Here is a 26,259-nt window from a genome sequence, read left to right on the forward strand (position 1 = left end):
GTGAGGTGTCCGACCATCGGTCCCGGGGGCGGCATGCGCCCCGCACGACAGGCACTACCCTCGCTCCCATGACCAAGAAGTTCGAATATGCGACGGTCCCGCTGCTGGTTCACGCCACCAAGCAGATCCTGGACACCTGGGGCGAGGACGGCTGGGAGCTCGTCCAGGTCGTGCCCGGCCCGAACAACCCCGAGCAGCTCGTGGCCTACCTCAAGCGGGAGAAGGCATGAGTGCGGTAGAGGCGAAGCTGGCCGAGCTCGGCCTGACGCTCCCGGGCGTCGTCCCGCCGCTGGCCGCGTACCAGCCCGCCGTGCGGTCGGGCTCGTACGTCTTCACCGCGGGTCAGCTCCCGATGGTCAAGGGCAGTATGCCGATCACCGGCAAGGTCGGCGCCGAGGTCTCGCCGGAGCAGGCCAAGGAGCTGGCGGCGATCTGCGCGCTGAACGCCCTGGCCGCCGTCAAGTCCGTCGTCGGTGACCTCGACAAGATCGCGCGTGTCGTGAAGGTCGTCGGCTTCATCGCCTCCGCCCCCGACTTCACGGCCCAGCCGGGCGTGCTGAACGGTGCGAGCGAGCTGCTGGGCGAGGTCCTCGGCGAGAAGGGCGTCCACGCCCGCAGCGCGGTCGGTGTGGCGGTCCTGCCGCTGGACGCGCCGGTCGAGGTCGAGATCCAGGTGGAACTGGTCGCCGGAGCCTGACCCCTCCGGCTGGCTTCCGCCGGGCCGGGCCGGGCCGGGTCGCGCACCGCGCGATTCCCGGCCCGTCCCGCGTGGTGCCCCGGGGCCGGATCGCCGGTGCCGGTCACCCGTGTCGGTCACCCGGGACGGGTGACCCTCGAACATCGGGCCGGATGGCCGTAGCATCCGGCCATGCCGAATGGTCAGCATGGTCAGCAGCAGCCCCCCGCCGGAGGCCAGTGGTACCCGCCGGAGTGGCCCGACCGCATCCGCGCGCTCGCGGACGGCTCGCTCGTCCCGGTGGAGCCGCGGCGCGCCGCCACCGTGATGCTCCTGCGCGACACCCCCGACGGTCCCGCCGTGCACATGCTGCGCAGGCGGGCCTCCATGGCCTTTGCCGGGGGCGCGTACGCCTATCCGGGCGGCGGGGTCGATCCCCGCGACGAGGAGCACCAGGTCGGCTGGGCGGGTCCCTCCCGGGAGGACTGGGCGGCCCGGCTCGGGACCGACCCCCTCACCGCCCAGGCCATCGTCTGCGGTGCCGTGCGGGAGACCTTCGAGGAGGCGGGCGTCCTGCTCGCCGGGCAGACCCCGGACGAGATCGTCGGTGACACCACCGGAGACGACTGGGAGGCCGACCGGCAGGCCCTCGTGGCGCGGGAGCTGTCCTTCGCGGAGTTCCTCGACCGCCGCGGCCTGCGGCTGCGTTCCGACCTGCTCGGGGCCTGGGCGCGCTGGATCACCCCCGAGTTCGAGCCGCGCCGTTACGACACCTGGTTCTTCGTCGCCGCCCTCCCCGAGGGCCAGCGCACGCGCAACGCCTCCACCGAGGCCGACCGGACCGTGTGGATCCGCCCGGCCGACGCGGCCGCCGGATACGACAAGGGCGAGCTGCTGATGATGCCGCCGACCATCTCCACGCTGCGGTCGCTGGAGCCGTACGGGAGCGCCGCGGGCGCGCTCGCCGCCGCGGCCGGGCAGGACCTCGCCCCGGTGCTGGCCCAGGCCACGCTGGAGGACGGCGAGCTGGTGCTCAGCTGGCCGGGGCACGACGAGTTCACCAAGCGTGTCCGCCCCGGACGTTCCGCCGATCCTGCAGGTCCCGCCGATCCCGCCGATCCCGCCGATCCTGCAGGTCCCGCCGGCCCCGCAGGTCCCGGAGGCCCCGCATGACCGACGCCGCCGCACTGCCCGGCCAGCCCCGCGGAGTCGTCACTTCCGGGCCCGCTACCGCCCGCGCGGTGAACGTCCTGGCTCCCAACGCGTCCGCGATGACCCTCGACGGCACCAACACCTGGCTGGTGTCCGAGCCCGGATCCGACCTCGCCGTCGTGATCGATCCCGGCCCGCTGGACGACGTACACCTGCGGGCGGTCATCGCCACCGCCGAGCAGGCGGGCAAGCGGATCGCCCTCACCCTGCTCACCCACGGCCACCCGGACCACGCCGAGGGCGCGGGCCGCTTCGCCGAACTCACCCGTACGAAGGTCCGCGCCCTGGACCCGGCGCTGCGCCTCGGCGACGAGGGCCTGGCCGCCGGGGACGTGATCCGGACCGGCGGGCTGGAGCTGCGCGTGGTGCCGACCCCCGGCCACACCAGCGACTCGCTCTGCTTCCACCTGCCCGCCGACCGGGCCGTGCTGACCGGCGACACCATCCTGGGCCGCGGCACCACCGTCGTCGCCCACCCCGACGGCCGCCTCGGCGACTACCTGGACTCCCTGCGCCGCCTGCGCTCGCTCACCGTGGACGACGGGGTGCACACCGTGCTGCCGGGCCACGGGCCGGTCCTGGAGGACGCGCAGGGCGCCGTCGAGTACTACCTGGCCCACCGTGCGCACCGGCTCGCCCAGGTCGAGACCGCCGTCGAGAACGGCTGCCTGACCCCGGAGGCGGTCGTCGCCCAGGTCTACGCGGACGTGGACCGCTCCCTGTGGCCGGCCGCGGAATGGTCCGTCCGGGCGCAGCTGGAGTACCTTCAAGATCACGGACTGATCCCGGGAGGGCCCGAATGAACACCGTGTTCTTGCTGGTCATGCTGGTCGCGACGGCCGGATGGATCACCTCTACGGTGACCCTCCGGGTGCAGAGCCTCCAGAACAAGGCGGACCGCATGGAGCGCCGCCTGGCCCTGGTGCTGGACCACTTCGGCATCGAGGAGCCGGAGCCGGCCGGGATGGACGAGGTACGGGCCCATCTGAGGGCCGACCGGCAGATCTCGGCGATCAAGGAGTACCGCCGGATCACCGGCGCGGGCCTGGCGGAGGCCAAGCTGGCCGTCGACGCCCTCGCCGAGGCCGAGAAGGCCTGAGCCCGTCCCTGAGCCCGTCCCTGAGCCGTCCCTGAGCGGCGCCCTGGGACGCCGGAGCCGGCGGGTCCGCCGGGACCGGCGTTCAGCCCCGGCGCGGCGTCTTCGTGCCGTGCCGGGCCGTGTACTCGTCCGCCAGCCACGGCCCGAGGTCCTCGACGTAACCGCGCAGTACCTCCGGGTCCGCTACGGGATCCAGGGCAACGGCGGCCGCGGCCTCCACCTGCGCCGCGCGTTCCGGGTAGTACATGCCGAAGATCTCCGCGGACTCGCCGAGGTCGCTGGTCCAGCCGCCCCACCGCGGCATGACCAGCGTGAAGGCGGTGCGCACCAGGTGGCGGGAGAAGCGGCGGCTCAGCTTCCGGTACTCCTCCGGGGCCGACGCCTCCCGCACCCGTGTCCGCCACCCGGGCAGCAGGTCGGCCAGGTCGCCGTTGGTCTCGCGGGCCAGCAGGCTGTCAGGCCGGTAGCGCGGCAGGTGCTCGGCCAGGTCCGCGCCGAGCAGCGGGGTGCACAGGCAGGCGAGGAACAGCCCAGGTCGAATCGTTCCGCCTCGCTCAGCACGGCGACCTTGTCCCGGAGCAGGATGCCGACCCCGTCGACCTCCGGGAAGTCCTCGTCGAGCCCGCGGGCGAGCACCTCGGCGGTGTCCCGGTCCTCGTCGGAGGGCTCGTGGTGCAGTACGAGCAGCAGGTCCAGGTCCGACCGCCCGGGCCGGGCCGTCCCGCGCGGCACGGACCCGTAGAGGTACGCGCTGTGCAGCCGTCGGCCGTACGCCTCGCCGGTCCGGGCCCGCGCGGCCGCCACGACGCCCTTGAACTCGCTCTGCACCCGCCCGAGAGACCCCTCCCGCGCGAAGTACCCGTACGCGTCCAGCCCTCTGTGCTCCATGGGCTCCACTGTGCCCGGCCGCCCGCCCGGGGCGGCGGACCGAACGCCTGCGTCGGCCGGACCGGGTTCCCGCGGGCGCTTGTCGCCCCCGGGAAACGCGAAGGGGCCCTTGCCCGGTCGGGCAGGACCCCTTCGAACGGCTGTGGCCGGCGTCAGCGGGAGCGCTTCGCGAGGCGCTCCACGTCGAGCAGGATGACCGCACGCGCCTCCAGGCGCAGCCAGCCGCGGCCCGCGAAGTCGGCCAGGGCCTTGTTCACGGTCTCGCGCGAGGCGCCGACGAGCTGGGCCAGCTCCTCCTGCGTGAGGTCGTGCACCACGTGGATGCCCTCCTCCGACTGCACGCCGAAGCGGCGCGACAGGTCGAGGAGCGCCCGCGCCACACGGCCGGGAACGTCGGAGAAGACCAGGTCGGACATCTGGTCGTTGGTCTTGCGCAGGCGGCGGGCGACGGCGCGCAGCAGCGCGGTCGCGACCTCGGGCCTGGCGTTGAGCCAGGGCTGGAGGTCACCGTGGCCGAGGCCGAGAAGCTTGACCTCGGTCAGCGCGGTGGCGGTGGCGGTGCGCGGGCCCGGGTCGAAGAGCGACAGCTCGCCGATCAGCTCGCCGGGGCCGAGGACGGCCAGCATGTTCTCGCGGCCGTCGGGGGAGGTGCGGTGGAGCTTCACCTTGCCCTCGGTCACGACATACAGCCGGTCGCCGGGGTCGCCCTCGTGGAACAGGGCGTCACCGCGTGCGAGGGTCACCTCGCCCATGGAGGCGCGGAGCTCCGCGGCCTGCTCGTCATCGAGCGCCGCGAAGAGCGGGGCGCGCCGCAGAACGTCGTCCACGAGTCTCTCTCCTATGTCGACCAGCTCAGGGGACCGTGCTCCCCATTTTGCCGGACGGCTCAAACAGTGCGATCAATCACAAGGATGCCGGACGGACGGGCGTGCTGTGCGGCGAGAGGCCAATCGGAGTGGTGTTACCTGAGGTCCGGGCGGGTGTCAGAGGTCGGCCTTAGGCTGGCCGGGTGTCCAATAAGCCGGTGAGAGCACAGGCCAAGGGGTCCGCCGGAGTGACGGAGCCCCAAAATTCTGCCGTGGGCGAACACGTCCCAGTGAAGACGCCCGCGAGGGTCGCGGCCACCCCTCAGGGCAAAGTTTCGGCCAAGAAACCGAAGTCGGCCAAGCCGGAATCGCACCTGGCCATGGTGCGCAGGGCGCGGCGCATCAACCGCGAGCTGGCCGAGATCTATCCGTACGCCCATCCGGAGCTCGACTTCCGCAACCCCTTCGAGCTGCTCGTCGCGACGGTGCTGTCCGCGCAGACCACCGACCTGCGGGTGAACCAGACGACCCCGGCCCTGTTCGCGGCCTACCCGACCCCCGAGGACATGGCCGCGGCCGCCCCCGAGGATCTGGAGGAGCTGATCCGGCCGACCGGGTTCTTCCGGGCCAAGTCGAGGTCCCTGCTCGGCCTCTCGCAGGCCCTGCGGGACAACTTCGGCGGGGAGGTGCCAGGCCGGATCGAGGACCTGGTGACGCTGCCCGGAGTGGGCCGCAAGACCGCGAACGTGGTCCTCGGCAATGCGTTCGGTGTCCCGGGGATCACGGTGGACACCCATTTCGGCCGTCTGGTGCGCCGCTGGAAGCTGACCGAGCAGGAGGACCCGGAGAAGGTCGAGGCGGAGATCTGCGCGATCTTTCCGAAGAGCGAGTGGACGATGCTCTCGCACCGGGTCGTCTTCCACGGCCGGCGGATCTGCCACTCGCGCAAGCCCGCCTGCGGGGCCTGCCCGATCGCCCCGCTCTGCCCGGCGTATGGGGAGGGCGAGACCGACCCGGAGAAGGCGAAGAAGCTGCTCAAGTACGAGAAGGGCGGCCAGCCGGGCCAGCGGCTGACCCCGCCCCCGGACTACCCGGGCCTCCCGGCCCCGCCGCTGGGCGGGGCCGTGGCGGCGCCGTAGCGGGTGCCCGGAGGCGGCGGGACAGGGGCGGGGGCGCAGGGGCGCGGGGGCGTGAAGACCTGCGGACCCGGGGAGTTAGGAACGAATCGGTACCCGGACTGCGTTTGTGGTGTGGGAGACGGCGCTGGACAGGACGACGCGGACAGAGGTGCCTATGACGCGCGGTACACGGGACGAGACCGGAACCACGGTGGGAGCCCGCGAGGGTGGCGGCCCGGCCGTCACCACCGACGGCCTGCCCGGCTGGCTCGACCCCGTCGTCGGGGCGGCCCGGTCCGTCCAGCCGGGGCAGCTGAGCCGGTTCCTGCCGCCCGAGGACGGCCGCGGGCGGCAGTCCGCCGTGCTCGTCCTCTTCGGGGAGGGCGCCCGCGGGCCCGAGCTGCTCCTGATGGAGCGCGCCGGCACTCTGCGCTCGCACGCGGGCCAGCCGTCCTTCCCCGGCGGCGCGCTGGATCCTGAGGACGGCGATCCGCACACCACCGGCCCGCTGCGCGCCGCGCTGCGCGAGGCCGAGGAGGAAACCGGACTGGACCCTTCTGGTGTTCAGCTCTTCGGCGTGCTGCCCCGGCTCTACATCCCGGTCAGCGAGTTCGTCGTGACCCCGGTGCTCGGCTGGTGGCGCGACCCCAGCCCGGTCGGAGCCGTGGACCTCGCCGAGACGGCGCGGGTCTTCACGGTTCCCGTGGCCGATCTCACGGATCCCGAACACCGGGTCATGACCGTTCATCCGAGCGGCCACCTGGGTCCGGGATTCACCGTCGAATCGGCTCTGGTCTGGGGTTTCACCGCCGGAGTGATCGACCGGATCCTGCACTTCGCGGGCTGGGAGCGTCCGTGGGACCGCTCACGGCAGGTCCCACTCGACTGGCGCGCATGAGACGGTGGCCCACGTGAACGTGCTGGACATCCTGTTGCTGCTCGCCGCCGTATGGTTCGCGATCGTCGGCTACCGCCAGGGGTTCGTCGTCGGCATCCTGTCGGTGATCGGCTTCCTCGGCGGTGGTCTCATCGCCGTGTCCCTGCTCCCGCTGATCTGGGACCGGGTGACGGACAACGGCACCCAGGTGTCCACCACGGTCGTCGTGATCTCCGTGGTCGTGATCATCATCTGCGCCTCGATCGGCCAGGCCCTGACCACCCACCTCGGGAGCAAACTCCGCCGCCAGATCACCTGGTCACCGGCGCGCGCGCTCGACGCGACCGGCGGGGCCCTGGTCAACGTCGTCGCGATGCTGCTGGTGGCCTGGCTGATCGGTTCCGCGCTCGCCGGGACCTCGCTCCCCACCCTGGGCAAGGAGGTCCGCAACTCCAAGGTCCTCCTCGGCGTGTCGCGGGTGCTGCCCGAGCAGGCGAACACCTGGTTCTCCGACTTCAGCTCCACCCTCGCGCGCAACGGCTTCCCACAGGTGTTCAGCCCGTTCTCCAACGAGCCCATCACCGAGGTGAAGGCGCCCGACCCGACGCTCGCCAGCAGCCCCGTCGCCGAGCTGGCGAAGCGCTCGATCGTGAAGGTCGTCGGTACCGCGCCCAGCTGCAGCAAGGTGCTGGAGGGCACGGGCTTCGTCTTCGCGCCCGGCAAGGTGATGACCAACGCGCATGTCGTCGGCGGGGTCAGCGAGCCGACCGTGCAGATCGGCGGCGAGGGCAGGCTGTACGACGCCAAGGTCGTGCTCTACGACTGGGCGCGCGACATCGCCGTCCTGGACGTGCCGAAGCTGAAGGCCCCGGTGCTGGAGTTCTCCGAGAAGGACGCGGCGAGCGGCAACGACGCGATCGTCGCCGGCTTCCCGGAGAACGGCGGGTACGACGTCCGGTCGGCCCGTGTCCGCGGGCGGATCAACGCCAACGGCCCGGACATCTACCACCGGGGTACGGTCCGACGGGACGTCTACTCGCTGTACGCGACGGTCCGCCAGGGCAACTCCGGCGGTCCGCTGCTGACGCCCGACGGCAGGGTGTACGGAGTCGTCTTCGCGAAGTCCCTCGACGACCCCAACACCGGTTACGTGCTGACGGTGGACGAGATCCGCGACGACATCCGGGTCGGCAAGGACGCCGTACGCCGGGTCGACAGCCAGGGCTGCGCGCTCTGAGACGACGCTCCCGCCGGGTCCCTACGTCCGTGGATGGCGCAGGCGCGCGGAGACCCAGCGGGCCCGTCGGCGCAGGATGAGCGGAATCCCGAGGCGGGGGTCGTGGCCGTGCCGGCCGGCCCTCTCGTGGGTGCCCGGCGTAGCTGCCGAGCGGCGTTCGTGCGCGGTGTCACCGTAGTCGTGCGTCCAGCTCATACTCCGAGCTCTGCCCGTGGCCCAAGGTCCGTAACCCCGTCGGGGGCGGCCAATTGGCCTATGCGCCGGGCAATTGAATGCCCGTAAGACAAGCGCACGATCGAACTCCCGCCCCTGCAGCGGACGGTCGCCGGGTCCGCGGCCCGCTCAGCGCCCCGTTCAGTGCCCGTTCCGCAGCCCTTTCGGCGGCGGAACGGCCTGTCGTCGCGTCAGCGGTCCGGCTCGGGGTCCTTGAGCCAGTTCACCAGCTCGGACGAGAAGGCGACCGGGTCCTCCTCGTGCGGGAAGTGCCCGAGCCCGTCGAACAGCCGCCACCGGTACGGGGCTTCGACGTACTCCCCGGAACCGGCCGCGCTGCGCGTACGCATCACCGGGTCGAGCGAACCGTGCAGATGCAGCGTCGGCACCCGCACCGGACGCTTCATCCGCCGGTTGAACTGGATCCCGTCGGGCCGCGCCATCGACCGCATCATCCAGCGGTACGGCTCGATCGAGCAGTGCGCGGTGGACGGGATGCACATGGCCCGCCGGTACACGGCCAGATCCTCGTCCTCGGGCGGCCGCGGACCCGACCAGTCCCGGATCAGCTCCCCTACGAGCGCCCCGCCGTCGGCGACGAGCTGCCGCTCGGGGACGAACGGCCGCTGGAAGCCCCAGATGTGTGAACTCGCCCGGGTCTGCCCGAAGTCCGACAGCATCGCCGAGCGCCAGCGGCGCGGATGCGGCATGGAGGAGACCACGAGCCGGCGCACCAGCTTGGGCCGCATCACGGCCGCCGTCCAGGCGAGGTACCCGCCCAGGTCGTGCCCGACGAGCGCGGCGTCCGGTTCGCCGAGGGACCGGACGACTCCGGTGATGTCGAGCGCCAGGTTGGCGGGGTCGTAGCCGCGCGGGGTGCGGTCGCTGCCGCCCACCCCGCGCAGGTCCATCGCGACCGCCCGGTACCCGGCGTCGGCGAGCGCGGTCATCTGGTGCCGCCAGGTCCACCAGAACTGCGGGAAGCCGTGGAGCAGCAGCACCAGCGGCCCGTCACCGAGCTCGGCGACGTGGAAGCGGGCGCCGTTCGCGGCGACGTCCCGGTGCGTCACCGTCTGACCGCCTGGGAGGCCGAGCCGTACCGCCGTGGCAGCCGTGGGAGGAACGCTGGAGTCCGGCGTGGGCGCTGTCATGAGGACGAGCGTGCCACACCCACAGCCTTGTCACTCACCGGCCGCGGGTGCGGCTTGACGGTCCCGACCAGCGCGGCGGTCTGCTTGACGGAGGCGATGGACTTCTCCGGCGGCTTGACCTTCTTGAACTTGGCCCAGGCGATCAGCCCGACCACGCCCGCGAGCAGCCAGAACACCCCGGCGACGATGAGGAAGCACCACGGCAGGCCGAGCCCGGAGGTGTGAATCCAGTAAGCCAGGGCGAAGCTCAGCATCGGCACGGAGGCGAGCACGAACACTCCGGCGACGATCGCGGCACCGCTGCCGATCCCCGCGCGCTTGACGTCCTGCTTGATCTCCACCTTGGCGAGGGCGATCTCGTCGTGAACCAGGGCGGACATCTCGGCGGTGGCCGAGGCGACCAGCTGGCCGAGTGTGCGCTCGGCTCCCTGCGCCTCTTGGTCCACTGCGCTCATCGCTCTCTCCCTCTGTCGTCTGCTGCCGGTCGGCGCGGCTGTCCTGCGTCGTCTGTCAGATCATGCCGGACGGTCGCCGTCGGTGGTGGACCCGGCTGCGGTTTGGAGCGAGGTGGCGGCCTCGTTCTCGGCCTTGCGGCGGTGTTCCGCGGCCCGGTCCTCGTAGATCTTGGCCATCCGCAGGTGGTACGCGGGGTTGTGCTCCTCGTAGATGTCCGGGATGCCGTCGTGGTCCTCGTCGCGCTCCTCGGCCTCGGTGAGCGCCCGGTACGTGCGGTTGCGGAGCTTGAGCATGACGCACGCGATCACGGCGGCGATCAGGGAGCCGATCAGGACGGCCGCCTTGACCTCGTCGGTGAGGACCGGGTCGTCGGCGAAGGCGAGTTCGCCGATCAGGAGGGAGACGGTGAAGCCGATGCCGGCGAGCGAGGCCACGGCGAGCACGTCCGGCCAGGCGAGGTCCTCGTTCAGCTCGGCCTTGGTGAAGCGGGCGGCCAGCCAGGTGCCGCCGAAGATGCCCACCGTCTTGCCGATGACGAGGCCGAGCACCACGCCGAGGGTCTCGGGCCGGGTGAAGACCTGGGCGATGGCCTTGTCGGAGAGGGAGACGCCGGCGGAGAAGAGGGCGAAGAGGGGCACGGCGAGACCGGCCGAAATCGGCCGGACCAGGTGCTCGATGTGCTCGCCGGGGGAGTGCTGCTCGCCTTCCTGGCGGGTGCAGCGGAGCATCAGGCCCATGGCGACGCCGGCGATGGTGGCGTGGACGCCGCTGTTGTACATCAGGCCCCAGATGACCAGGGCGAGCGGAACGTAGACGTACCAGCCGTGGACACCCCGGCGGAGCAGGAACCAGAAGAGGGCGAGGCCCACGAACGCGCCGCCGAGGGCGAGGAAGTCGATCTCGCTGGTGAAGAACACCGCGATGATCAGGATGGCGAAGAGGTCGTCGACGACCGCGAGCGTCAGCAGGAAGGCACGCAGGGCCGACGGCAGCGAGGTGCCGATGACGGCGAGGACGGCGAGCGCGAAGGCGATGTCGGTGGCGGTCGGGACGGCCCAGCCGTCCGTGGAGCCGTTGCCCACGATGTTGACGAGTAGGTAGACCACCGCGGGTACGGCCATGCCGCACAGGGCGGCGATCACCGGGAGGGCGGCCGCTCTGGCATCGCGCAGGTCGCCCGCGACGAGCTCGCGCTTGAGCTCGATGCCGGCGACGAAGAAGAAGATGGCGAGGAGTCCGTCGGCCGCCCAGTGCTGGAGCGAGAGGTCCAGGCCGAGGGAGGCGGGGCCGATGTGGAAGGACTGGGCGCTGGCGTAGCTCTCCGAGATGGCGGGGATGTTCGCCCACAGGAGGGCGGCGATCGCGGCCACGAGCAGCAGCACGCCGCCGACGGTCTCGGCGCGCAGGGCATCGCCGACGAAGCGGAGCTCGGGCAGCGAGAGGCGGCCGAGCAGCTTGGGGCTCTTGTGGTCGGTGGGGCTGGGCGCGGCCACGAGGGGACACCTCCGGGGGGCGGTTGGACGGCATGGCGAAGCTCATTGCCGACCAGACTTCCCGGCGCACCCTGTGATCTTTTTACGCTTTCAATATTTTACAGGGTGCACGCGAGGGCGTATCCGGTGATCATCACTTTAAGTGCGAAAGGGGCACCCGGCGCGGCGCGCCGGGTGCCCCTTTCGGCGTGTCCCGTGTGTCTCGGCCTGTCCCGGGCGGTGTGCCTCGGCCCGTTTCCCAGCCCGTGCCCCGGTCTATGCCTCAGTCCTCGCTGCCGGCGGCCGGGAGCTTGCTCTGGATCAGGTCCATGACCGAGGAGTCGGCGAGCGTGGTGACGTCACCGACCGCGCGGTTCTCCGCCACGTCGCGCAGCAGACGGCGCATGATCTTGCCCGAGCGGGTCTTCGGCAGCTCCTGGACCGGCAGGATCCGCTTCGGCTTGGCGATCGGGCCCAGCGTGCTGCCCACGTGGTTACGCAGGTCCGCGACCAGGTTCTCGGTCTCGGAGGCGCTGCCGCGCAGGATGACGAAGGCGACGATGGCCTGACCGGTGGTCTCGTCGTTGGCGCCGACCACGGCCGCCTCGGCGACCGAGGGGTGCGAGACGAGGGCCGACTCGACCTCGGTGGTCGAGATGTTGTGGCCGGACACCAGCATCACGTCGTCCACCCGGCCGAGCAGCCAGATGTCGCCGTCGTCGTCCTTCTTGGCGCCGTCGCCCGCGAAGTACTTGCCCTCGAAGCGCGACCAGTAGGTGTCGATGAACCGCTGGTCGTCGCCCCAGATGGTGCGCAGCATCGACGGCCACGGCTCGGTGAGGACCAGGTAGCCACCCCCGCCGTTCGGGACCTCGTGCGCCTCGTCGTCCACGACGGTGGCGGAGATTCCGGGCAGGGCGCGCTGTGCGGAGCCCGGCTTGGTGGCGGTGACGCCCGGCAGCGGGGAGATCATCATCGCGCCGGTCTCGGTCTGCCACCAGGTGTCCACGATCGGGCAGCGGTCGCCGCCGATGTGCTTGCGGTACCAGATCCAGGCCTCGGGGTTGATCGGCTCGCCGACCGAGCCCAGCACGCGCAGGCTCGACAGGTCGAACTTCGCGGGGATGTCGTCGCCCCACTTCATGAACGTACGGATGGCAGTGGGCGCCGTGTAGAGGATGGTCACCCCGTACTTCTGCACGACCTCCCAGAACCGGCCCTGATGCGGGGTGTCGGGGGTGCCCTCGTACATCACCTGGGTGGCGCCGTTCGCGAGCGGCCCGTAGACGATGTAGGAGTGCCCGGTCACCCAGCCGATGTCGGCGGTGCACCAGTAGACGTCGGTCTCCGGCTTGAGATCGAAGACCGCGTGGTGGGTGTACGCGGCCTGCGTGAGGTAGCCGCCGGAGGTGTGCAGGATGCCCTTGGGCTTACCCGTGGTCCCCGAGGTGTAGAGGATGAAGAGCGGGTGCTCGGCGTCGAAGGGCTGCGGGGTGTGCTCGGCGGACTGCCGGCCGACCACCTCGTGCCACCAGACGTCGCGGCCCTCGGTGAAGGCGGTGTCCTGGCCGGTGCGGCGCACGACGAGCACGTGCTCGACCTGCGGACACTTGGTGACGGCCTCGTCGATGGCGGGCTTCAGGGCGGTGGGCTTGCCGCGGCGGTAGCCGCCGTCGGCGGTGATGACCAGCTTGGCGTCGGCGTCCTGGATGCGGGAGGCGACGGCGTCGGCGGAGAAGCCGCCGAAGACCACGGAGTGCGCGGCGCCGACGCGGGCGCACGCAAGCATCGCGACGACCGCCTCGGGGATCATCGGCAGGTAGACGGCGACCCGGTCGCCGGCCTCGACACCCAGCTCGGTCAGGGCGTTGGCGGCCTTGGAGACCTCGTCCTTGAGCTCGGCGTAGGTGATCGCGCGGCTGTCGCCGGGCTCGCCCTCGAAGTGGATGGCGACGCGGTCGCCGTTGCCGGCCTCGACGTGGCGGTCCACGCAGTTGTACGCGATGTTCAGCTTGCCGTCCGCGAACCACTTCGCGAAGGGCGGGTTCGACCAGTCGAGCGTCTCGGTCGGCTCGGTGGCCCAGGTCAGCCGCCGGGCCTGCTCGGCCCAGAAGCCCAGCCGGTCCGCGTCGGCCTGTGCGTACGCAGCCTCGGTCACATTGGCGGCGGCGGCCAGATCGGCGGGCGGTGCGAACCGCCGCTCCTCCTTGAGCAGATTGGCCAGGCTCTCATTGCTCACGACATCTCCCTTTCCCAGGGTGTCCGTTGTGTCCCCGGGCATAGCTCATCAGTCAGCGGCCCAGGTGACAAGGGGTAGCCGAGAATTGGTTTAGACCTATATCACGATCCGGTCCGCGCGAGAACGGAGTGCGAATGGCCCCTCCCCGCTGCAGAGGGCGGGAAGGGGCCAAACGATTGCACGAATACGGGAGGGTATCGGTTCAGGCGTGCTGGCCCACGCTGTCGAAGACGCGGCAGTCGAAGAAGTCCTCGCCCTCGGAAAGGAGATACGCCTGCGCCTCGCCCACGTGGAAGTACATCCCGTGCAGCTCCAGGGTGCCCTCGGCGAGCCGCCTGGCCACCGATTCATGGGCCCGCAGATGCTCCAGCTGCTGGACCACATTGGTCAGGCACAGCTGCTCCACCGCGTCCGCCGGGAGCCGGCCCGAGATCCGGGCCCAGGCGTGGTGGCGACTGGCCATCCGCTCCAGGCTGGGCAGCCCGTGCTTCAGCCAGCGCCGCAGCGGGGTCATCGGGGCGCCGGGCGTGGAGGAGAGCAGGGCCTGCATGGCGCCGCAGCCCGAGTGCCCGCACACCGTGATGCTGTCCACCTGCAGCACGTCCACGGCGTACTCGATGGCCGCGGCGACGGAGTCGTCGGTGGACTCCGCGCCGGGCAGCGGGACCAGATTGCCGACATTGCGGACCGTGAACAGGTCGCCCGGCCCGCTGGCCGTGATCATGCTGGTCACCAGGCGGGAGTCCGCGCAGGTGAGGAAGAGCTGGGAGGGCCGCTGCCCCTCGCGGGCCAGCCGGGCCAGCTCGTCCCGCACGTGGGGTGCGGTGTCGCGCTGGAAGGCGCCGATCCCATTGGCCAGTTGGCCCGCGCCGCGCCGCCGGGGCGCGGGCGAGCCGGCCGGCCCGTCGGCGGCCTCCGTCTTCGTCTCGGCGGCCGCCGCTGCCGCCTTGGCCGCGTCCGCGGCGGTGATCGTACGGGTACCCGCGGGGCGGTGGTCGCAGTGGTTCTGCCATGGCGTCCAGGGGCGGCAGCACTGATGCACTCCGCGCTGCGGCGCGCGGCGGGACCGGTCCGCGTGGTGGCTTCCGTCGGCGGGACCGTCGCCGGGGGCGGTTCCGGGCACGGCTCCGGTCACTGGTTCGGGCAGCCGCGCCGACGATCCGGCGCGGCCGGTGACCTCCAGCGAGCCCCCGTGCGCCAGGTGGGAATCCTGCCAGTCGTGCAGCGTCTCGTAGGCCGCGTGGTCCATGAACGAGCCGTCCAGCTCGACCACCGCGTGCCCGTCGTGCGGGATCTGGTTCAGCACCCGGCTCAGCCGGGGCACCGCGAGGAAGGTCAACTGCCCGCGCGCCCGCACCCGGTGGGCCCCGCTGTCCAGTCGCTCCACGGTGATCCGGGTCCGGGTGAGCCGGTACAGGGCCAGCGCGACGGCCACCGCGATACCGATGGCCACGCCCTCTAGGACCCCGCCGAGCACCACGGCGACGATGGTCGTGCCGTAGACCAGGGCCTCCCGGTGCCGGGTGACACTGCGCAGGTGCGTGATGTTGACCATCTGGACGCCGACCGCCATCACCAGCGCGGCCAGCGCGGCGAGCGGGATCAGGTCGAGGACCGGGACCAGCAGCCCGGCCGCGAGCAGTACCCACAGTCCGTGCAGCATGGACGACTTCCGGCTGGCCGCACCGGACTTGACGTTCGCCACGCTGCGGACCGCCACGCCCGTGACGGGCAGCCCGCCCAGCGCGCCGGAGACGATGTTCGCCGCGCCCTGGCCGCGCAGTTCCCGGTTGAGGTCGGCGCGCGGCGGGCGATTGCCCGTACGCCGCTCGGAGGCGATCAGCTTGTCGGTCGCGACGGCGGAGAGCAGCGATTCCACGCTGCCGACCAGGGTGATGGTCAGTACGGCGGCGATGAGGCCGAGGACCGGCCCCTCGGGCAGTTCGGGCAGGGCGTGGCTGCGCCACGACGGAAGGTCCACCCGCGGCAGGCTGAGCCCGGCCAGTGCGGCGAAGGCGGTGGCCGTGGCGACGGCGGCGAGCGCCGCGGGCACCTTGCGCAGGGCCCGGCCCACCCGGCCGGGCAGCCGGGGCCAGCCGAGCAGGACGAGCAGGGTCAGCACGCTGATGCCCAGCGCGACGGGGTGCAGATCCGCCAACTGGCCCGGCAGTCCGAGGACGTTGGCCACGGCGTTGCTCTGCGGTGTGCCGCCGAGCACGATGTGCAGCTGGGCCAGTGCGATGGTCACGCCGATGCCCGCGAGCATGCCGTGCACGATGGCCGGGCTGACCATGAGCGCCGACCGGGCGGTGCGCAGGGCGGCGAGGCCGAGCTGGCAGAGGCCGGCGAGCACCGTGACGGCGCAGGTGGTGCGCCATCCGTAGCGCTGGATCAACTCGGCGGTGACCACGGTGAGTCCGGCGGCGGGCCCGCTCACCTGGAGCGGAGCGCCACCGAGCCGCCCGGCGACGATCCCGCCGACCGCCGCGGCGACGAGCCCCGCCTGGAGCGGGGCGCCGGTGGCCAGGGCGATGCCGAGCGAGAGTGGCAGGGCGATCAGGAAGACGGCGATGGAGGCGGAGAGATCTGCGGGAAGGTCCTTGCGGATCTCTTGGGTGGTGCGTGTCGGGGAGGTGGCTGGCATAGGTTCCCGTCTCCTCTGGGGGAGGGATGAAGCGGCGGGAGTCTCAACACTCGGTAAATGGATGGTAATGGAGAGTAAAGGTGAGCGGTGAATAATACGGGCAAATGGCCTATAAGTTAGCACTCAAGGGTGATTAAGCATTTTGTACGGCTTGTCATATCTCCTCTCGAGCGGACCGCATGGGACGTTGCGGCGCGGAAGTCCTGCGATGGAACTGCGAGGGAGAGGTGGGGCGGATGATCGCCGCCACGAAGAAGATCGCCGGCGGCCTGGTCGCCACGGCGCTGGCCCTGGGAGCCGCCGGGTGCAGCGCCTCGGAACCCGCCAAGTCTCCGGCTCCTGGAGCCCCGAACGCGCTGAAGGGGGCCGCCGCCCCGGAGGCTCCGGGCAGCGTCAACCGGCCCATCGGTGACGGTTCGACCGCGTTCACCGGCATGCAGCCGAACGTGCAGAAGCCGCAGAAGCTGGGGCCCGGCGAAAAGCCGCCACAGTTCGTGGTGTTCTCGTGGGATGGGGCCGGCGAGGACAGCCAGAAGCTCTTCTCGCACTTCCGCGAGGTCGGCAAGAAGTACAACGCCCGTATGACGTACTTCCTCAGTGGCGTCTACATGCTCCCGGAGGAGAAACGTTCCCTCTATACGGCGCCCCAGCACGAGCCCGGCCGCTCCGACATCGGCTTCGGCGACCTCCAGGGCATCAAGGACACCGCCACCCAGGTCCGCTCGGCCTGGCTGGAGGGCAATGAGATCGGCACCCACTTCAACGGGCACTTCTGCGGCCCCGACGGCGGCGTCGGCACCTGGTCCGTGGAGGAGTGGAAGAGCGAGATCAACCAGGCCAAGTCCTTCGTCAAGAACTGGAAGACCAACTCCGGCCTGAAGGACCAGGAGGCGCTCCCCTTCAACTACGACAAGGAGCTCATCGGCGCCCGCACGCCCTGCCTCGAAGGTCAGAAGAACTTCATGCTGGCGGCGAAGGACATGGGCTTCCGCTACGACTCCAGCGGCATCAGCAAGCAGATCTGGCCCAAGAAGACCGACGGGCTCTGGGACATCCCGCTCCAGCTGGTGCCCATGCCGGGGCGTGCCTTCGACACCCTGAGCATGGACTACAACTACATGGTCAACCAGTCCGGGACCACCTCACAGGGTGACCCCTCCCAGCACGCCTACTGGGGTGACCAGATGCGCGACGGCCTGCGGGAGGCCTTCGACCGCGTCTACCAGGGCAATCGCGCGCCGCTGATCATCGGCAATCACTTCGAGTCCTGGAACGGCGGCACCTACATGCGCGCCGTCGAGGAGTCCATCCAGACCATGTGCACCCAGAAGGAGGTCCGCTGCGTCCCGTTCCGGGAGCTGGCGGACTGGCTGGACGCGCAGGACCCGAAGGCCCTGGAGTGGATGCGCACCCTCGACGTCGGCGAGGCGCCGAAGGAGGGCTGGGCGAAGTTCCTGACCGCGGGGCCGCCGGCGGTGCCGGCCGCCCCCGCGGGCGTCAAGCCGGCTGCGGAGCCGGCCGGGGGGAGTGCGGACGAGGGCTGACGAGCGCCTCGGCCCCCTCGCGCAGGACGAAGCCGGGGTCGACCTGGTCCGCCAGGTCGACCCCGGTCTTGGTGTTGCCCCAGCTCTCCGCGTTCTTGAGGTGGAAACTCACCATCTGCTCCGTGTACCGGGCCCAGTCGCGGTGCGCGTACGAGTCGTCGGCGGCGTCCTGGAGCTCCTGGAGGGCGAACCGGTTGGACGCCTCCAGGAGCTCGAAGGGGGCCGGCCGGCCCTTCTCCATCGCCCGCACCCAGTCGGAGTGCCCTACGGTGACCAGCAGGTCCTCGCCCACCTCGTCCTGGAGGAACTCGATGTCCTCGGGTCCCTGCACCTTGTTGCCGATGACCTTGAGCGCGACCCCGAAGTCCCGCGCGTACTCCTTGTACTGGCGGTAGACGGAGACGCCCTTGCGGGTCGGTTCGGCGACCAGGAAGGTCACGTCGAAGCGGGTGAACATGCCCGAGGCGAAGGAGTCCGAGCCTGCCGTCATGTCGACGACCACGTACTCGTCGGGACCGTCGACCAGGTGGTTGAGGCAGAGCTCGACCGCTCCGACCTTGGAGTGGTAGCAGGCCACGCCCAGGTCGGACTCGGTGAACGGCCCGGTGGCCATGAGCCGTACGGGCTCCCCGTCGAGCAGGAGCGTGCGCGCGCAGGCTTCGTACACCGGGTTGTCCTCGGTGACGCGCAGCAGGCGCGAGCCGCGGCCGGGCGGGGTGGTCTTGATCATCGTGTCGGCGGACGCGATGCGCGGATTGGAACCCCGCAGGTACTCCTTGATCAGCGGCAGGTGCGCGCCGAGGGCGGGCAGTTCGGCGGCCTCCTTCTCGGTGAGCCCGAGCGCGGCGCCCAGGTGCTGGTTGATGTCGGCGTCCACCGCGACGACAGGGGCTTCATTGGCGGCGAGGTGGCGGATGAAGAGGGAGGACAGGGTCGTCTTGCCGCTGCCGCCCTTTCCTACGAAAGCGATCTTCATGTTCACCAAGCGTAGCGGCTCGATAGCACTGTGTTGTCAAGGTGAGTGAAGAAGACCACTCCAAGGAGGGGTCGGTGCTATGGGTGCGCAGTGCGTAGGCTCCCTACTTATGAGTAGCGCTTCTGATCCGCTGGCCCCCCTGGCCGGGCTGCCTGGTGTCGCCGAGTCCGTGGATTCCGTACGCAAGGCCGTGGACCGCGTCTACGGGCACCGGGTGATGCGTCGCCGCAGCGGTGAGATCACCTCGGAGGCCGCCCTGCGCGGCGCCCGCGGGAGCGCGGCGCTGTCCGGTGCGGACTGGGCGCTGGAGGAGGTGCGCCGCCGGACCGACTTCGGGTCGGAGCCGGAGGCGCTGACGGTGGGCGCGGCGCTGCGGCTCACGGCGGAGGCCGGCCAGCTGCTGAGCATCTGGCGGCAGTCGCCGCTGCGGGTCCTGGCGCGGCTGCACCTGGTGGCGTGCGGGTCGACGGCGGACGGCGATGTGGTGGGCCGCCCCCGGCTGGCGGGCGAGCCGGTGACCGAACCCCTGGTCGGACTCCCGCTGCCGAGCGCCGAGGAGGTGGCGGGCCGCCTCGACGGGCTGTCCCGCCTGATCATCGCGGGCGGCTCCGCCCCGGCCCTGATCACGGCCGCGGTGGTGCACGGCGAACTGCTGGCGCTGCGTCCGTTCGCCTCGTACAACGGGCTGGTCGCGCGGGCGGCCGAGCGGATCGTCCTGATCAACAGCGGTCTGGACCCGAAGGCCATCTGCCCGGCGGAGGTCGGTCACGCGGAGCAGGGGAGCGATGCCTACCTGGCCGCTTTCGGGGGCTACGTCTCCGGGACCGCGGAGGGCATGTCCGCCTGGATCGCGCACTGCGGCCGGGCGGTCGAGCTGGGTGTCCGTGAGTCGACGGCGGTCTGCGAAGCCCTGCAGCGCGGCGCGGCCTGAGCCGCCTGTTCCACCCGTTGGGCCCCGTGATCCGAGACTTTCGGACCCCGGACATGGGTTGCGGCGACACCGTCTTGCTTTGGTGTCGCCGCTGGCATTTACGCCCAGTTACCAAGCGTCCTCGATAGTTGCCCATCAGGTCGGGGTCTTTGCCCGTTACCTGGTGCGGCTGGCCCGTAATCGACGGGTCGACGTCGCGTGGGTGCTCGGCGCTCATGCTTCGGTCCGTGGGCCTTACTGCGTTTTAAAGATGATCCTCTCGGATGTTCTTTGGTCTCGCGGGCCGTTGCTTTATTTGTACTCCGCTTCGGAGCCAAGCGAAACCCCTAGCTCCACTTTTTACTTTCCGGGACGACCGAGGGCGAACCGGACAGGCCTTATCCGTGCAGGTCAGGACATTCGGGCAGAGCCGGCCGCGGCCAGTGCATTGGCGCGGCGCCGGCTCGCGTACCAGACCAGCCCGGCCGTGGCGGCTGCCGCGCCCACGGCCGCCGCGGCGACCAGGGCGGGCCGGGTCGGCATGGACAGCCCTGGGAGGCGCTGCTTCAGCCGGACGGGCCGGTTGAAGACCAGGACCGGCCACTCGCGCGCCACGGCTTCCCGCCGCAGCGCCCGGTCGGGGTTGACGGCGTGCGGGTGTCCGACCGCTTCGAGCATCGGGATGTCGGTGGCCGAGTCGCTGTAGGCGTAGCAGCGGGTGAGGTCGTACCCCTCGGACTCCGCGAGCTCGCGTACCGCCTCCGCCTTGGTGGGCCCGTAGGCGTAGTACTCGATCTCGCCGGTGAAGCAACCGTCCTCACCCACGACCATGCGGGTGGCGACGACCCGGTCCGCGCCGAGCATCTCCCCGATAGGCTCGACGACTTCCGCGCCGGAGGTGGACACGATCACCACGTCGCGGCCCGCGGTGTGGTGGGCCTCGATCAGGGACGCGGCCTCGTCGTAGATGATCGGGTCGATGAGGTCGTGCAGGGTTTCGGCGACGATCTCCCGCACCTGCTGCACGTTCCACCCCTTGCAGAGGGCGGACAGGTACTCCCGCATCCGTTCCATCTGATCGTGGTCGGCGCCGCCGGCCAGGAAGATGAACTGCGTGTACGCGGTGCGCAACACGGCTCGCCGGTTGATCAGGCCGCCTTGGTAGAAGGACTTGCTGAACGTCAAGGTGCTCGACTTCGCAATGACCGTCTTGTCCAGGTCGAAGAAGGCTGCGGTGCGAGGCGAGGAGTGCGGCAAGGGCTGATTTTCCACGCCCCGAGCATATGCGCCCACCATTCGGCGTAAGGTGTGGCGCGTGGGTTTGCCTGAGAAGGCTCTCGGGTACACCATGGAAGTCACGGATCGTTCGCGACCGTGCTAACCCGGTCTGGCTCCTCCCCCCCCCGAGTCGGACCGTGGGGACGACCCCCGCTCTCCCCCCCGGCGGGGGTCGTCGCATGTCCGGACGCGGTTCGCGTCCCTGCCTTCGGCCCCAAGTAACCATCCTCCGGCCCTTCCTCTTGCGCGGGGCCGACGCGGCGAAGGCCCTCACCACATCAGATTCGTGACGGTGCGTAGTGGTTCCGCCGCGCTCCGGAACTCACCTGAGAGGGTGACCGGGTTATTCACAACCGATGGGTTGTCCACAGTTATCCAACAAGATCCACTTGTTTTTCCTGATCGCTGCACGGTGATTCCAGCCGCGAAGTCCGTGGCGGAAGCATTTGCAGTGAGAAGGGGGCGGAGATCGTGGCGCGATCGAAGTCGTGTGAATCGCCGGAGTCCGTGGTCGGCGGAAGGGGGACAGGCCTCGGGGCGGGCCCCGGACCCGGATCCATGGCCGGATCCGCACCCGGTGGCGGGCGGCCGCTGATCATCACCGAGGACCCGCTGCTGCTCGACGATCTGCTGAGGCTGTGTGCCGCGGCGGGTGCCGAACCGCATGTGCGGCACACGGTTCCCGGGCAGGGCGGGGCCGTCGGGACGGGCGTGGAGGCGGGGAACGCGGGATGGGAGTCCGCACCGCTCGTGCTGGTGGGCGACGACGCCGCCCGACGGGTGCGCGGGGCACCGCGCAGGGCCGGGGTGTTCCTCGTCGGCCGGGACCTGGACGACCCCCATGTGTGGCAGCGGGCGGTGGAGATCGGCGCCGAGGAGGTGCTGCGGCTCCCCGACGCCGAGAGCCGGCTCGTCGACCGCATCGCCGATGTCGTGGAGGGGGCCGGGCGGCCAGCCCTCGCCGTGGGGGTGATCGGCGGCAGCGGCGGCGCCGGAGCCTCCACCCTCGCCTGCGCGCTCGCCGTACGGGCCGCCCGCGCCGGGGAACGGACCATCCTGATCGACGGCGACCCGCTGGGCGGCGGCATGGACGTCCTGCTCGGGGGCGAGAGCGCCGAAGGTCTGCGCTGGCCGGACTTCGCGGCCTCGCGGGGCAGGGTCGGCGCCGGAGCGCTGGAGGAGTCCCTGCCCGAGCTGCACGACCTTCGCGTGCTCAGCTGGGACCGCGGCGACCGGGTGGTGGTGCCGCCCGCCGCGATCCGGTCCGTGGTGGCCGCCGCGCGCCGCCGGGGCGGAGTGGTGGTGGTCGACCTCCCGCGGCGGGTCGACGAACCCGTGGCCGAGGTGCTGGCCCAGCTCGACCTGGTGCTGATGGTGGTGCCGGGCGAGTTGCGGGCGGTGGCCGCCGCCGGCCGGGTGGCCGCCGGGGTGCGGATGGTGGCCCGGGACGTGCGGGTCGTCGTACGGGGGCGCTGCCCGGGCGGCCTCGAACCGGAATCCGTGGCCGACCTGTTGGGGGCGCCGCTGGCCGGGGAGGTGCCGGTCGAGGTGGGACTCCCGGGGCGGGTGGCCGAGGGTGAACCGCCGGGGACGCAGGCGAAGGGTGCGCTGGCCCGCTTCTGCGACGGCTTCTGGCAGCGCGCACTCGGCTCCGCCCAGGGGGTGCCGGCATGAGCGCGGTGCTCCTGGACGCGGTGCGCCGGAGGCTCGCCGAGACCGGGGCGGAACCGACCCCGGCGCGGGTGGCGGCGGCCCTGCGGGCCCAGGGCAGGCTGCTGGGGGACGCCGAAGTGCTCGGTGTGGCGGCCGAGTTGCGGTCCGAGCTGGTCGGCGCAGGCCCGCTGGAGGCACTGCTCGCCGATCCGGAGGTCACCGATGTGCTGGTGGCGGCCCCCGACCGGGTGTGGGTGGACCGCGGTGGCGGGCTGGAGCTGACCGGAGTGACCTTCGCCGACCCCGAGGCCGTGCGCAGGCTCGCCCAGCGGCTGGCCGCCGTCGCGGGGCGGCGCCTGGACGACGCCCGGCCCTGGGTGGACGCCCGGATGCCCGACGGCACCCGGCTGCATGCCGTGCTGCCCCCGGTCTCGGTCGGCTCGGCCTGCCTCTCGCTGCGGGTGGTGCGGCCGCGGGCGTTCACGCTGGAGGAGCTCGTCGCAGCGGGGACACTGCCGCCGGGCGGGCACCGGCTGCTCAGGGACATGGTCGAGGCCCGGTTGTCGTTCCTCGTCTCCGGCGGCACCGGAACGGGCAAGACCACCCTGCTCAGCGCCCTGTTGGGGCTGGTCGGTCCCGGCGAGCGGATCGTGCTGGCCGAGGACTCGGCCGAGCTGCGACCCGACCATCCGCACGTGGTGCGGCTGGAGACCCGGCCCGCCAACCAGGAGGGGGCGGGTCTGGTCACCCTTGCGGACCTGGTCCGCCAGGCGCTGCGGATGCGGCCCGACCGGCTGGTGGTGGGCGAGGTGCGGGGCGCCGAGGTGGCGGACCTGCTCGCCGCCCTGAACACCGGCCACGAGGGGGGCTGCGGGACGGTCCACGCCAACGCCGCGGCCCATGTCCCTGCCCGGCTGGAGGCGCTCGGGACGGCCGCCGGGCTCGACCGGGCGGCCCTGCACAGCCAGTTGGCCGCGGCGCTGACCCTGGTGCTCCACCTGGTCCGGGACCGGGAGGGACGGCGCCGGCTGGCCGAAGTGCACGTGCTGGAGCGCGACGCCGCCGGACTGGTGGTCACCGTACCGGCGCTGCGCTGGGCCGCTCGGGGCTTCGTACGGGAGCGCGGCTGGGAACGGCTTCGCCCGCTGCTGCGAGGCGTCCGGTGAGCGCGGGAGCGGGGCTGCCGGTGCCGCTGTTCGCCGGGGTGCTGTGCGCCGGGGCGGCCGCCTGGGGGCTGGCCGGCGGCGACCGGGTGTCCCGGCGGGTCCAGGTGGTGCTCGCCGGAGGCGGTCCGCTGGTTCCGGTCGGTCCGCTGCGCCGGGAGCGGCTGCTGATCGCCGTACGGGTGCGGGCGGCGCGGTGGCGGGAGTGGGTCTGCCTCGCTGCGGGGCTGGTGGTCGCGGTGCTCGGCGGGTCGTTGATCCCGCTGCTGGCGGGGGCGGCGGCGGTGCCGCTGGTGCGCCGGTGGCTGCGGGTGAGGGAGCGGGAGCGGGCCCGGGCGGCGCGCGCCGCCGAGGTGGTGGCCCTGTGCGGGGCGGTGGTGGGTGAGCTGCGGGCGGGCGCTCAGCCCGGGCAGGCGCTGACGGCCGCGATGCGCAGGACGGCCGTCGGGCCCGGCGGGCCGGGTGCGGCGGAGACGGGCGTGCTGGCCGCCGCGGCGTTCGGCGGGGACGTGCCCGGTGCGTTGCGCCAGGCGGCGCGGGAGCCCGGGGCGGAGGGACTGGCCGGGATGGCGGCCTGCTGGCGGGTGTCGGTGGACGGCGGTGCGGGACTGGCCGCCGGACTGGAACGGCTGGAGGGGGCCCTGCGGGCCGAGCGGGACCGGCTGGAGTCGCTCCGGGCCCAGTTGGCGGGGGCCCGGTCGACGGTGCTGGTGCTTGCCCTGCTGCCGCTGGTGGGACTGCTGATCGGCACCGGGCTGGGCGCGGATCCGCTGCGGGTGCTGCTGCACACGCCGATGGGATGGGGTTGCCTGCTGGCCGGCGGGGTGCTGGAGGCGCTCGGGCTGCTGTGGTGCCGGCGGATCGTTCGGGCGGGGGAGCGGTGATGGGCGGCTTCCTCGTCCACAGGCTGGGGATCCCCGTCTGCCTGGCCGTGGTCGCGCTGTGGCTGGTGTCGGCGGTGACGGCGCGGGTCCGGACGCGGGCGGTTGGACGCAGGACCGCGGCCTTGCTCGGAGCCGGACCGCGGCTCCGCGCACCGGTGGTCGGCTCCGCGCTGAGGGGTGCGGTGGCCGCATGGGCCGGGCCGGCCGGGGCGCTGCTGGCGGGCTGGGTGCTCGTGGGCGGGGTGACGGGTGTGGCGGCCGGTGGCCTGGCCGCGTTCGGTGTGCGGTGGTGGCAGGCCAGGACGCGGCCGCCGGCCGGAGTGGACCCACGGGAGGCGGAGCGTCAGTTGCCGTTCGCCGCGGATCTGTTGGCCGCGTGCCTGGCGGCCGGGGCGGGCCCGGTGGAGGCCGCCGAGGTGGTGGGCGAGTCGCTGGGGGGCCCGGTGGGCGACCGGCTGGCCAGGGCCGGGGCGGAGCTGCGGCTCGGCGGCGAACCGGGCGCCGGGTGGGGGAGGTTGGCGGAGATACCGGGTGCCCGGGCGCTCGCGGACTGCCTGGAACGGGCCGCGCGGACGGGGGCGCCCGCGGCGGAGCCGGTCTCCCGGCTCGCGTCCGGGCTGCGGGAGGACCGGGCCCGCACGGCGGGAGCGAGGGCGCAGCGGGCGGCGGTCCTCGTCACCGCACCGGTGGGGCTGTGTTTTCTCCCCGCTTTTCTCGCGACCGGGGTCGCGCCGGTGGTGATCGGTATGGCCTCGGGACTTCTCTCGAACACCTGAAGTCGCATTGACCACACGCATCAACAGCGGAAATACACAGGAGGTTGTCATGAGGATCATCTGGTTTCGTGTGCGGACGGCGTTGAGGGGACGCGGGGGCGACCAGGGGATGTCCACGTCGGAATACGCGATGGGCACGATCGCGGCCTGCGCATTCGCGGCCGTCCTCTACAAGGTGGTGACAAGTGAAGTCGTCGCCACGGCCCTCCAGTCGACCATCGGAAAGGCGCTCGATGCGCCGTTCTGAGGGTGGGTCACGGAGCGCCCGGGGAAAGTCGGACCGGGGATATGTGACGGCGGAGGCCGCCCTGGTGATTCCGGCGCTGGTGCTGTTCGCGGCGCTGCTGGTGTGGGCCCTGATGGCGGCGGCCGCGCAGATCCGGTGTGTGGACGCGGCCCGGGCCGGAGCCCGGGCGGCGGCCAGGTCGGAGCCGCTGGAGGTGGCCGAGGCGGCGGCCCGGGCGGCCGCCCCACCGGGGGCGCGGGTGGAGCTGGAGCGGGAGGGCGACCTCTGGCGGGTCAAGGTGGCGGCGAAGGCGCCCGGGCCGGGCGGGCTGCCGGTCCGGCTCGGCGCGCAGGCGGTGGCTCTGGCCGAGGACAGCGTGGGGCCGCCGCCGTGAGCCGGGACCGGGGTTCGGCCACGGTCTGGGCGGCGCTGGTGGCGACGGTGCTGGGTGCGGTGTTCGGCGGGGTGCTGCTGCTCGGCCAGGCCGTCGTGGCCCGCCACCGGGCGGCGGCGGCCGCCGACCTGGCGGCGCTCGCGGCGGCGGCCACCTGGGCCCACGGGCCGGAGACGGCGTGCGCGGCGGCCCTTCGGGTGGCCCGGGCACAAGGCGCGGCGCTCGGCGGGTGCCTGCTCCGGGGTGAGGTCGCCGAGGTCACCGCCCGGGTCGCGGCAGGCCCGTTCACGGCGACGATCCAGGCCCGGTCAGGCCCGCCCGGGCCGCGGGGCTGAGGCCCCGGGGGCCGGGGCCGCGTCGGGTCCCC

At 72.2% G+C, this 26,259-nt stretch carries 26 protein-coding genes and 1 pseudogene; 17 read left to right on the forward strand and 10 right to left on the reverse strand.

The window, feature by feature from the left end:
• Positions 1–68: 68 nt before the first annotated feature.
• The 5 genes from ACFY04_RS06930 (at position 69) to ACFY04_RS06950 (ending at position 2,987) form a co-directional block, all read left to right on the forward strand.
• Positions 69–230 (forward strand): DUF4177 domain-containing protein, encoded by a 162-nt coding sequence (locus ACFY04_RS06930; RefSeq protein ID WP_007264966.1) that lies wholly within the window; start codon positions 69–71, stop codon positions 228–230.
• Positions 227–697: a RidA family protein gene (locus tag ACFY04_RS06935; RefSeq protein ID WP_030009544.1), complete on the forward strand. Its 471-nt coding sequence runs from the start codon at positions 227–229 to the stop codon at positions 695–697. Before ACFY04_RS06930 ends, ACFY04_RS06935 begins: the two co-directional genes overlap by 4 nt.
• Before the next feature lie 171 nt (positions 698–868).
• Positions 869–1,849, forward strand: coding sequence for an NUDIX hydrolase (locus ACFY04_RS06940; protein WP_389114614.1), 981 nt, complete (start codon positions 869–871; stop codon positions 1,847–1,849).
• On the forward strand, positions 1,846–2,691 hold the full coding sequence (locus tag ACFY04_RS06945) for an MBL fold metallo-hydrolase (protein ID WP_389114616.1): 846 nt from the start codon (positions 1,846–1,848) through the stop codon (positions 2,689–2,691). Before ACFY04_RS06940 ends, ACFY04_RS06945 begins: the two co-directional genes overlap by 4 nt.
• Positions 2,688–2,987, forward strand: a complete 300-nt coding sequence (locus ACFY04_RS06950; protein ID WP_351147957.1) for a hypothetical protein — start codon at positions 2,688–2,690, stop codon at positions 2,985–2,987. The genes ACFY04_RS06945 and ACFY04_RS06950 overlap by 4 nt, the downstream gene beginning before the upstream one ends.
• A gap of 82 nt (positions 2,988–3,069) precedes the next feature.
• Here ACFY04_RS06950 and ACFY04_RS06955 read toward each other — a convergent pair.
• Together ACFY04_RS06955 and ACFY04_RS06960 are read right to left on the reverse strand one after the other, a co-directional pair.
• Positions 3,070–3,875, reverse strand: a pseudogene (locus tag ACFY04_RS06955) (nucleotidyltransferase domain-containing protein).
• 152 nt (positions 3,876–4,027) lie between these two features.
• On the reverse strand, positions 4,028–4,702 hold the full coding sequence (locus ACFY04_RS06960; protein ID WP_003981529.1) for a Crp/Fnr family transcriptional regulator: 675 nt from the start codon (positions 4,700–4,702) through the stop codon (positions 4,028–4,030).
• A 269-nt stretch (positions 4,703–4,971) separates the two neighbouring features.
• Between ACFY04_RS06960 and nth the strand changes: the two genes are divergently transcribed.
• From nth to ACFY04_RS06975, 3 genes are all read left to right on the forward strand, one after another.
• Entirely contained in the window at positions 4,972–5,820 is an 849-nt protein-coding gene (gene nth / locus ACFY04_RS06965; protein WP_389114839.1) for an endonuclease III, read from the forward strand.
• A 154-nt stretch (positions 5,821–5,974) separates the two neighbouring features.
• Positions 5,975–6,697 (forward strand): NUDIX hydrolase, encoded by a 723-nt coding sequence (locus tag ACFY04_RS06970; RefSeq protein WP_389114618.1) that lies wholly within the window; start codon positions 5,975–5,977, stop codon positions 6,695–6,697.
• Between the two features lie 13 nt (positions 6,698–6,710).
• Complete coding sequence (locus ACFY04_RS06975) at positions 6,711–7,913, forward strand: MarP family serine protease (protein ID WP_389114619.1); 1,203 nt, start codon at positions 6,711–6,713, stop codon at positions 7,911–7,913.
• A gap of 21 nt (positions 7,914–7,934) precedes the next feature.
• Here ACFY04_RS06975 and ACFY04_RS06980 read toward each other — a convergent pair whose 3' ends face one another.
• The 6 genes from ACFY04_RS06980 to ACFY04_RS07005 all read right to left on the reverse strand — a co-directional run bounded on the left by ACFY04_RS06980 (position 7,935) and on the right by ACFY04_RS07005 (position 16,088).
• Entirely contained in the window at positions 7,935–8,108 is a 174-nt protein-coding gene (locus ACFY04_RS06980; RefSeq protein ID WP_189743888.1) for a hypothetical protein, read from the reverse strand.
• A gap of 209 nt (positions 8,109–8,317) precedes the next feature.
• Positions 8,318–9,277 carry an alpha/beta fold hydrolase gene (locus tag ACFY04_RS06985; protein WP_389114621.1) on the reverse strand — a complete coding sequence of 320 codons (960 nt, stop codon included), beginning with the start codon at positions 9,275–9,277 and terminating at the stop codon, positions 8,318–8,320.
• The gene (locus ACFY04_RS06990) at positions 9,274–9,732 is read right to left on the reverse strand and encodes a phage holin family protein (RefSeq protein ID WP_389114623.1); all 459 of its coding nucleotides are present in this window, start codon (positions 9,730–9,732) and stop codon (positions 9,274–9,276) included. Before ACFY04_RS06990 ends, ACFY04_RS06985 begins: the two co-directional genes overlap by 4 nt.
• Before the next feature lie 60 nt (positions 9,733–9,792).
• Positions 9,793–11,226, reverse strand: a complete 1,434-nt coding sequence (gene nhaA, locus ACFY04_RS06995) for a Na+/H+ antiporter NhaA (protein ID WP_389114624.1) — start codon at positions 11,224–11,226, stop codon at positions 9,793–9,795.
• A gap of 262 nt (positions 11,227–11,488) precedes the next feature.
• Positions 11,489–13,486: an acetate--CoA ligase gene (gene acs / locus ACFY04_RS07000; protein ID WP_389114626.1), complete on the reverse strand. Its 1,998-nt coding sequence runs from the start codon at positions 13,484–13,486 to the stop codon at positions 11,489–11,491.
• A 160-nt stretch (positions 13,487–13,646) separates the two neighbouring features.
• Positions 13,647–16,088: a SulP family inorganic anion transporter gene (locus ACFY04_RS07005; protein WP_389114627.1), complete on the reverse strand. Its 2,442-nt coding sequence runs from the start codon at positions 16,086–16,088 to the stop codon at positions 13,647–13,649.
• A gap of 236 nt (positions 16,089–16,324) precedes the next feature.
• Here ACFY04_RS07005 and ACFY04_RS07010 point away from each other — a divergent pair, with 236 nt between their 5' ends.
• On the forward strand, positions 16,325–17,632 hold the full coding sequence (locus tag ACFY04_RS07010; RefSeq protein ID WP_389114629.1) for a hypothetical protein: 1,308 nt from the start codon (positions 16,325–16,327) through the stop codon (positions 17,630–17,632).
• Here the strand turns inward: ACFY04_RS07010 and ACFY04_RS07015 are convergent.
• Entirely contained in the window at positions 17,586–18,608 is a 1,023-nt protein-coding gene (locus ACFY04_RS07015) for an ATP-binding protein (protein WP_389114630.1), read from the reverse strand. The two genes, ACFY04_RS07010 and ACFY04_RS07015, sit on opposite strands and share 47 nt — an antisense overlap.
• 109 nt (positions 18,609–18,717) lie before the next feature.
• On the opposite strand from ACFY04_RS07015, the gene ACFY04_RS07020 reads away from it, so the two are divergent.
• Positions 18,718–19,539, forward strand: a complete 822-nt coding sequence (locus ACFY04_RS07020; protein WP_389114631.1) for an oxidoreductase — start codon at positions 18,718–18,720, stop codon at positions 19,537–19,539.
• Positions 19,540–19,929: 390 nt separating this feature from the next.
• On the opposite strand, the gene ACFY04_RS07025 is transcribed toward ACFY04_RS07020, so the two are convergent.
• Entirely contained in the window at positions 19,930–20,814 is an 885-nt protein-coding gene (locus ACFY04_RS07025; RefSeq protein WP_314242613.1) for an HAD-IB family hydrolase, read from the reverse strand.
• A 540-nt stretch (positions 20,815–21,354) separates the two neighbouring features.
• Here ACFY04_RS07025 and ssd point away from each other — a divergent pair.
• From ssd to ACFY04_RS07060, 7 genes are read left to right on the forward strand one after another with little or no spacing between them, the layout of a single operon-like run.
• Positions 21,355–22,470, forward strand: a complete 1,116-nt coding sequence (gene ssd / locus ACFY04_RS07030; protein WP_389114633.1) for a septum site-determining protein Ssd — start codon at positions 21,355–21,357, stop codon at positions 22,468–22,470.
• Entirely contained in the window at positions 22,467–23,615 is a 1,149-nt protein-coding gene (locus tag ACFY04_RS07035; RefSeq protein ID WP_314242609.1) for a TadA family conjugal transfer-associated ATPase, read from the forward strand. The genes ssd and ACFY04_RS07035 overlap by 4 nt, the downstream gene beginning before the upstream one ends.
• Positions 23,612–24,496, forward strand: a complete 885-nt coding sequence (locus tag ACFY04_RS07040; protein ID WP_389114635.1) for a type II secretion system F family protein — start codon at positions 23,612–23,614, stop codon at positions 24,494–24,496. Before ACFY04_RS07035 ends, ACFY04_RS07040 begins: the two co-directional genes overlap by 4 nt.
• Positions 24,496–25,272, forward strand: coding sequence for a type II secretion system F family protein (locus ACFY04_RS07045; RefSeq protein WP_389114636.1), 777 nt, complete (start codon positions 24,496–24,498; stop codon positions 25,270–25,272). The genes ACFY04_RS07040 and ACFY04_RS07045 overlap by 1 nt, the downstream gene beginning before the upstream one ends.
• 49 nt (positions 25,273–25,321) lie before the next feature.
• Positions 25,322–25,519 carry a DUF4244 domain-containing protein gene (locus tag ACFY04_RS07050; RefSeq protein WP_389114637.1) on the forward strand — a complete coding sequence of 66 codons (198 nt, stop codon included), beginning with the start codon at positions 25,322–25,324 and terminating at the stop codon, positions 25,517–25,519.
• Positions 25,506–25,892: a TadE family type IV pilus minor pilin gene (locus tag ACFY04_RS07055; protein ID WP_389114638.1), complete on the forward strand. Its 387-nt coding sequence runs from the start codon at positions 25,506–25,508 to the stop codon at positions 25,890–25,892. The genes ACFY04_RS07050 and ACFY04_RS07055 overlap by 14 nt, the downstream gene beginning before the upstream one ends.
• A complete protein-coding gene (locus tag ACFY04_RS07060) occupies positions 25,889–26,227 on the forward strand; it encodes an Rv3654c family TadE-like protein (protein WP_389114639.1) in 339 nt (112 codons plus the stop codon). Before ACFY04_RS07055 ends, ACFY04_RS07060 begins: the two co-directional genes overlap by 4 nt.
• Positions 26,228–26,259 lie beyond the last annotated feature (32 nt).

It is taken from the genome of Streptomyces sp. NPDC001549 (assembly GCF_042894025.1).
Classification (GTDB): Bacteria; Actinomycetota; Actinomycetes; order Streptomycetales; family Streptomycetaceae; genus Streptomyces; species Streptomyces kutzneri.

What these genes read in the sequence shown, in the direction of transcription:
- ACFY04_RS06930 (WP_007264966.1), top strand. Translation starts at nt 69, where the DNA reads ATGACCAAGAAGTTCGAATATGCGACGGTCCCGCTGCTGGTTCACGCC.
- ACFY04_RS06935 (WP_030009544.1), top strand. Translation starts at nt 227, where the DNA reads ATGAGTGCGGTAGAGGCGAAGCTGGCCGAGCTCGGCCTGACGCTCCCG.
- ACFY04_RS06940 (WP_389114614.1), top strand. Translation starts at nt 869, where the DNA reads ATGCCGAATGGTCAGCATGGTCAGCAGCAGCCCCCCGCCGGAGGCCAG.
- ACFY04_RS06945 (WP_389114616.1), top strand. Translation starts at nt 1,846, where the DNA reads ATGACCGACGCCGCCGCACTGCCCGGCCAGCCCCGCGGAGTCGTCACT.
- ACFY04_RS06950 (WP_351147957.1), top strand. Translation starts at nt 2,688, where the DNA reads ATGAACACCGTGTTCTTGCTGGTCATGCTGGTCGCGACGGCCGGATGG.
- ACFY04_RS06970 (WP_389114618.1), top strand. Translation starts at nt 5,975, where the DNA reads ATGACGCGCGGTACACGGGACGAGACCGGAACCACGGTGGGAGCCCGC.
- ACFY04_RS06980 (WP_189743888.1), bottom strand. Translation starts at nt 8,108, where the DNA reads ATGAGCTGGACGCACGACTACGGTGACACCGCGCACGAACGCCGCTCG.
- ACFY04_RS06985 (WP_389114621.1), bottom strand. Translation starts at nt 9,277, where the DNA reads ATGACAGCGCCCACGCCGGACTCCAGCGTTCCTCCCACGGCTGCCACG.
- ACFY04_RS06990 (WP_389114623.1), bottom strand. Translation starts at nt 9,732, where the DNA reads ATGAGCGCAGTGGACCAAGAGGCGCAGGGAGCCGAGCGCACACTCGGC.
- acs (WP_389114626.1), bottom strand. Translation starts at nt 13,486, where the DNA reads ATGCCCGGGGACACAACGGACACCCTGGGAAAGGGAGATGTCGTGAGC.
- ACFY04_RS07005 (WP_389114627.1), bottom strand. Translation starts at nt 16,088, where the DNA reads ATGCCAGCCACCTCCCCGACACGCACCACCCAAGAGATCCGCAAGGAC.
- ACFY04_RS07010 (WP_389114629.1), top strand. Translation starts at nt 16,325, where the DNA reads ATGATCGCCGCCACGAAGAAGATCGCCGGCGGCCTGGTCGCCACGGCG.
- ACFY04_RS07015 (WP_389114630.1), bottom strand. Translation starts at nt 18,608, where the DNA reads ATGAAGATCGCTTTCGTAGGAAAGGGCGGCAGCGGCAAGACGACCCTG.
- ACFY04_RS07020 (WP_389114631.1), top strand. Translation starts at nt 18,718, where the DNA reads ATGAGTAGCGCTTCTGATCCGCTGGCCCCCCTGGCCGGGCTGCCTGGT.
- ACFY04_RS07025 (WP_314242613.1), bottom strand. Translation starts at nt 20,814, where the DNA reads ATGGTGGGCGCATATGCTCGGGGCGTGGAAAATCAGCCCTTGCCGCAC.
- ssd (WP_389114633.1), top strand. Translation starts at nt 21,355, where the DNA reads ATGGCCGGATCCGCACCCGGTGGCGGGCGGCCGCTGATCATCACCGAG.
- ACFY04_RS07035 (WP_314242609.1), top strand. Translation starts at nt 22,467, where the DNA reads ATGAGCGCGGTGCTCCTGGACGCGGTGCGCCGGAGGCTCGCCGAGACC.
- ACFY04_RS07045 (WP_389114636.1), top strand. Translation starts at nt 24,496, where the DNA reads ATGGGCGGCTTCCTCGTCCACAGGCTGGGGATCCCCGTCTGCCTGGCC.
- ACFY04_RS07050 (WP_389114637.1), top strand. Translation starts at nt 25,322, where the DNA reads ATGAGGATCATCTGGTTTCGTGTGCGGACGGCGTTGAGGGGACGCGGG.
- ACFY04_RS07055 (WP_389114638.1), top strand. Translation starts at nt 25,506, where the DNA reads ATGCGCCGTTCTGAGGGTGGGTCACGGAGCGCCCGGGGAAAGTCGGAC.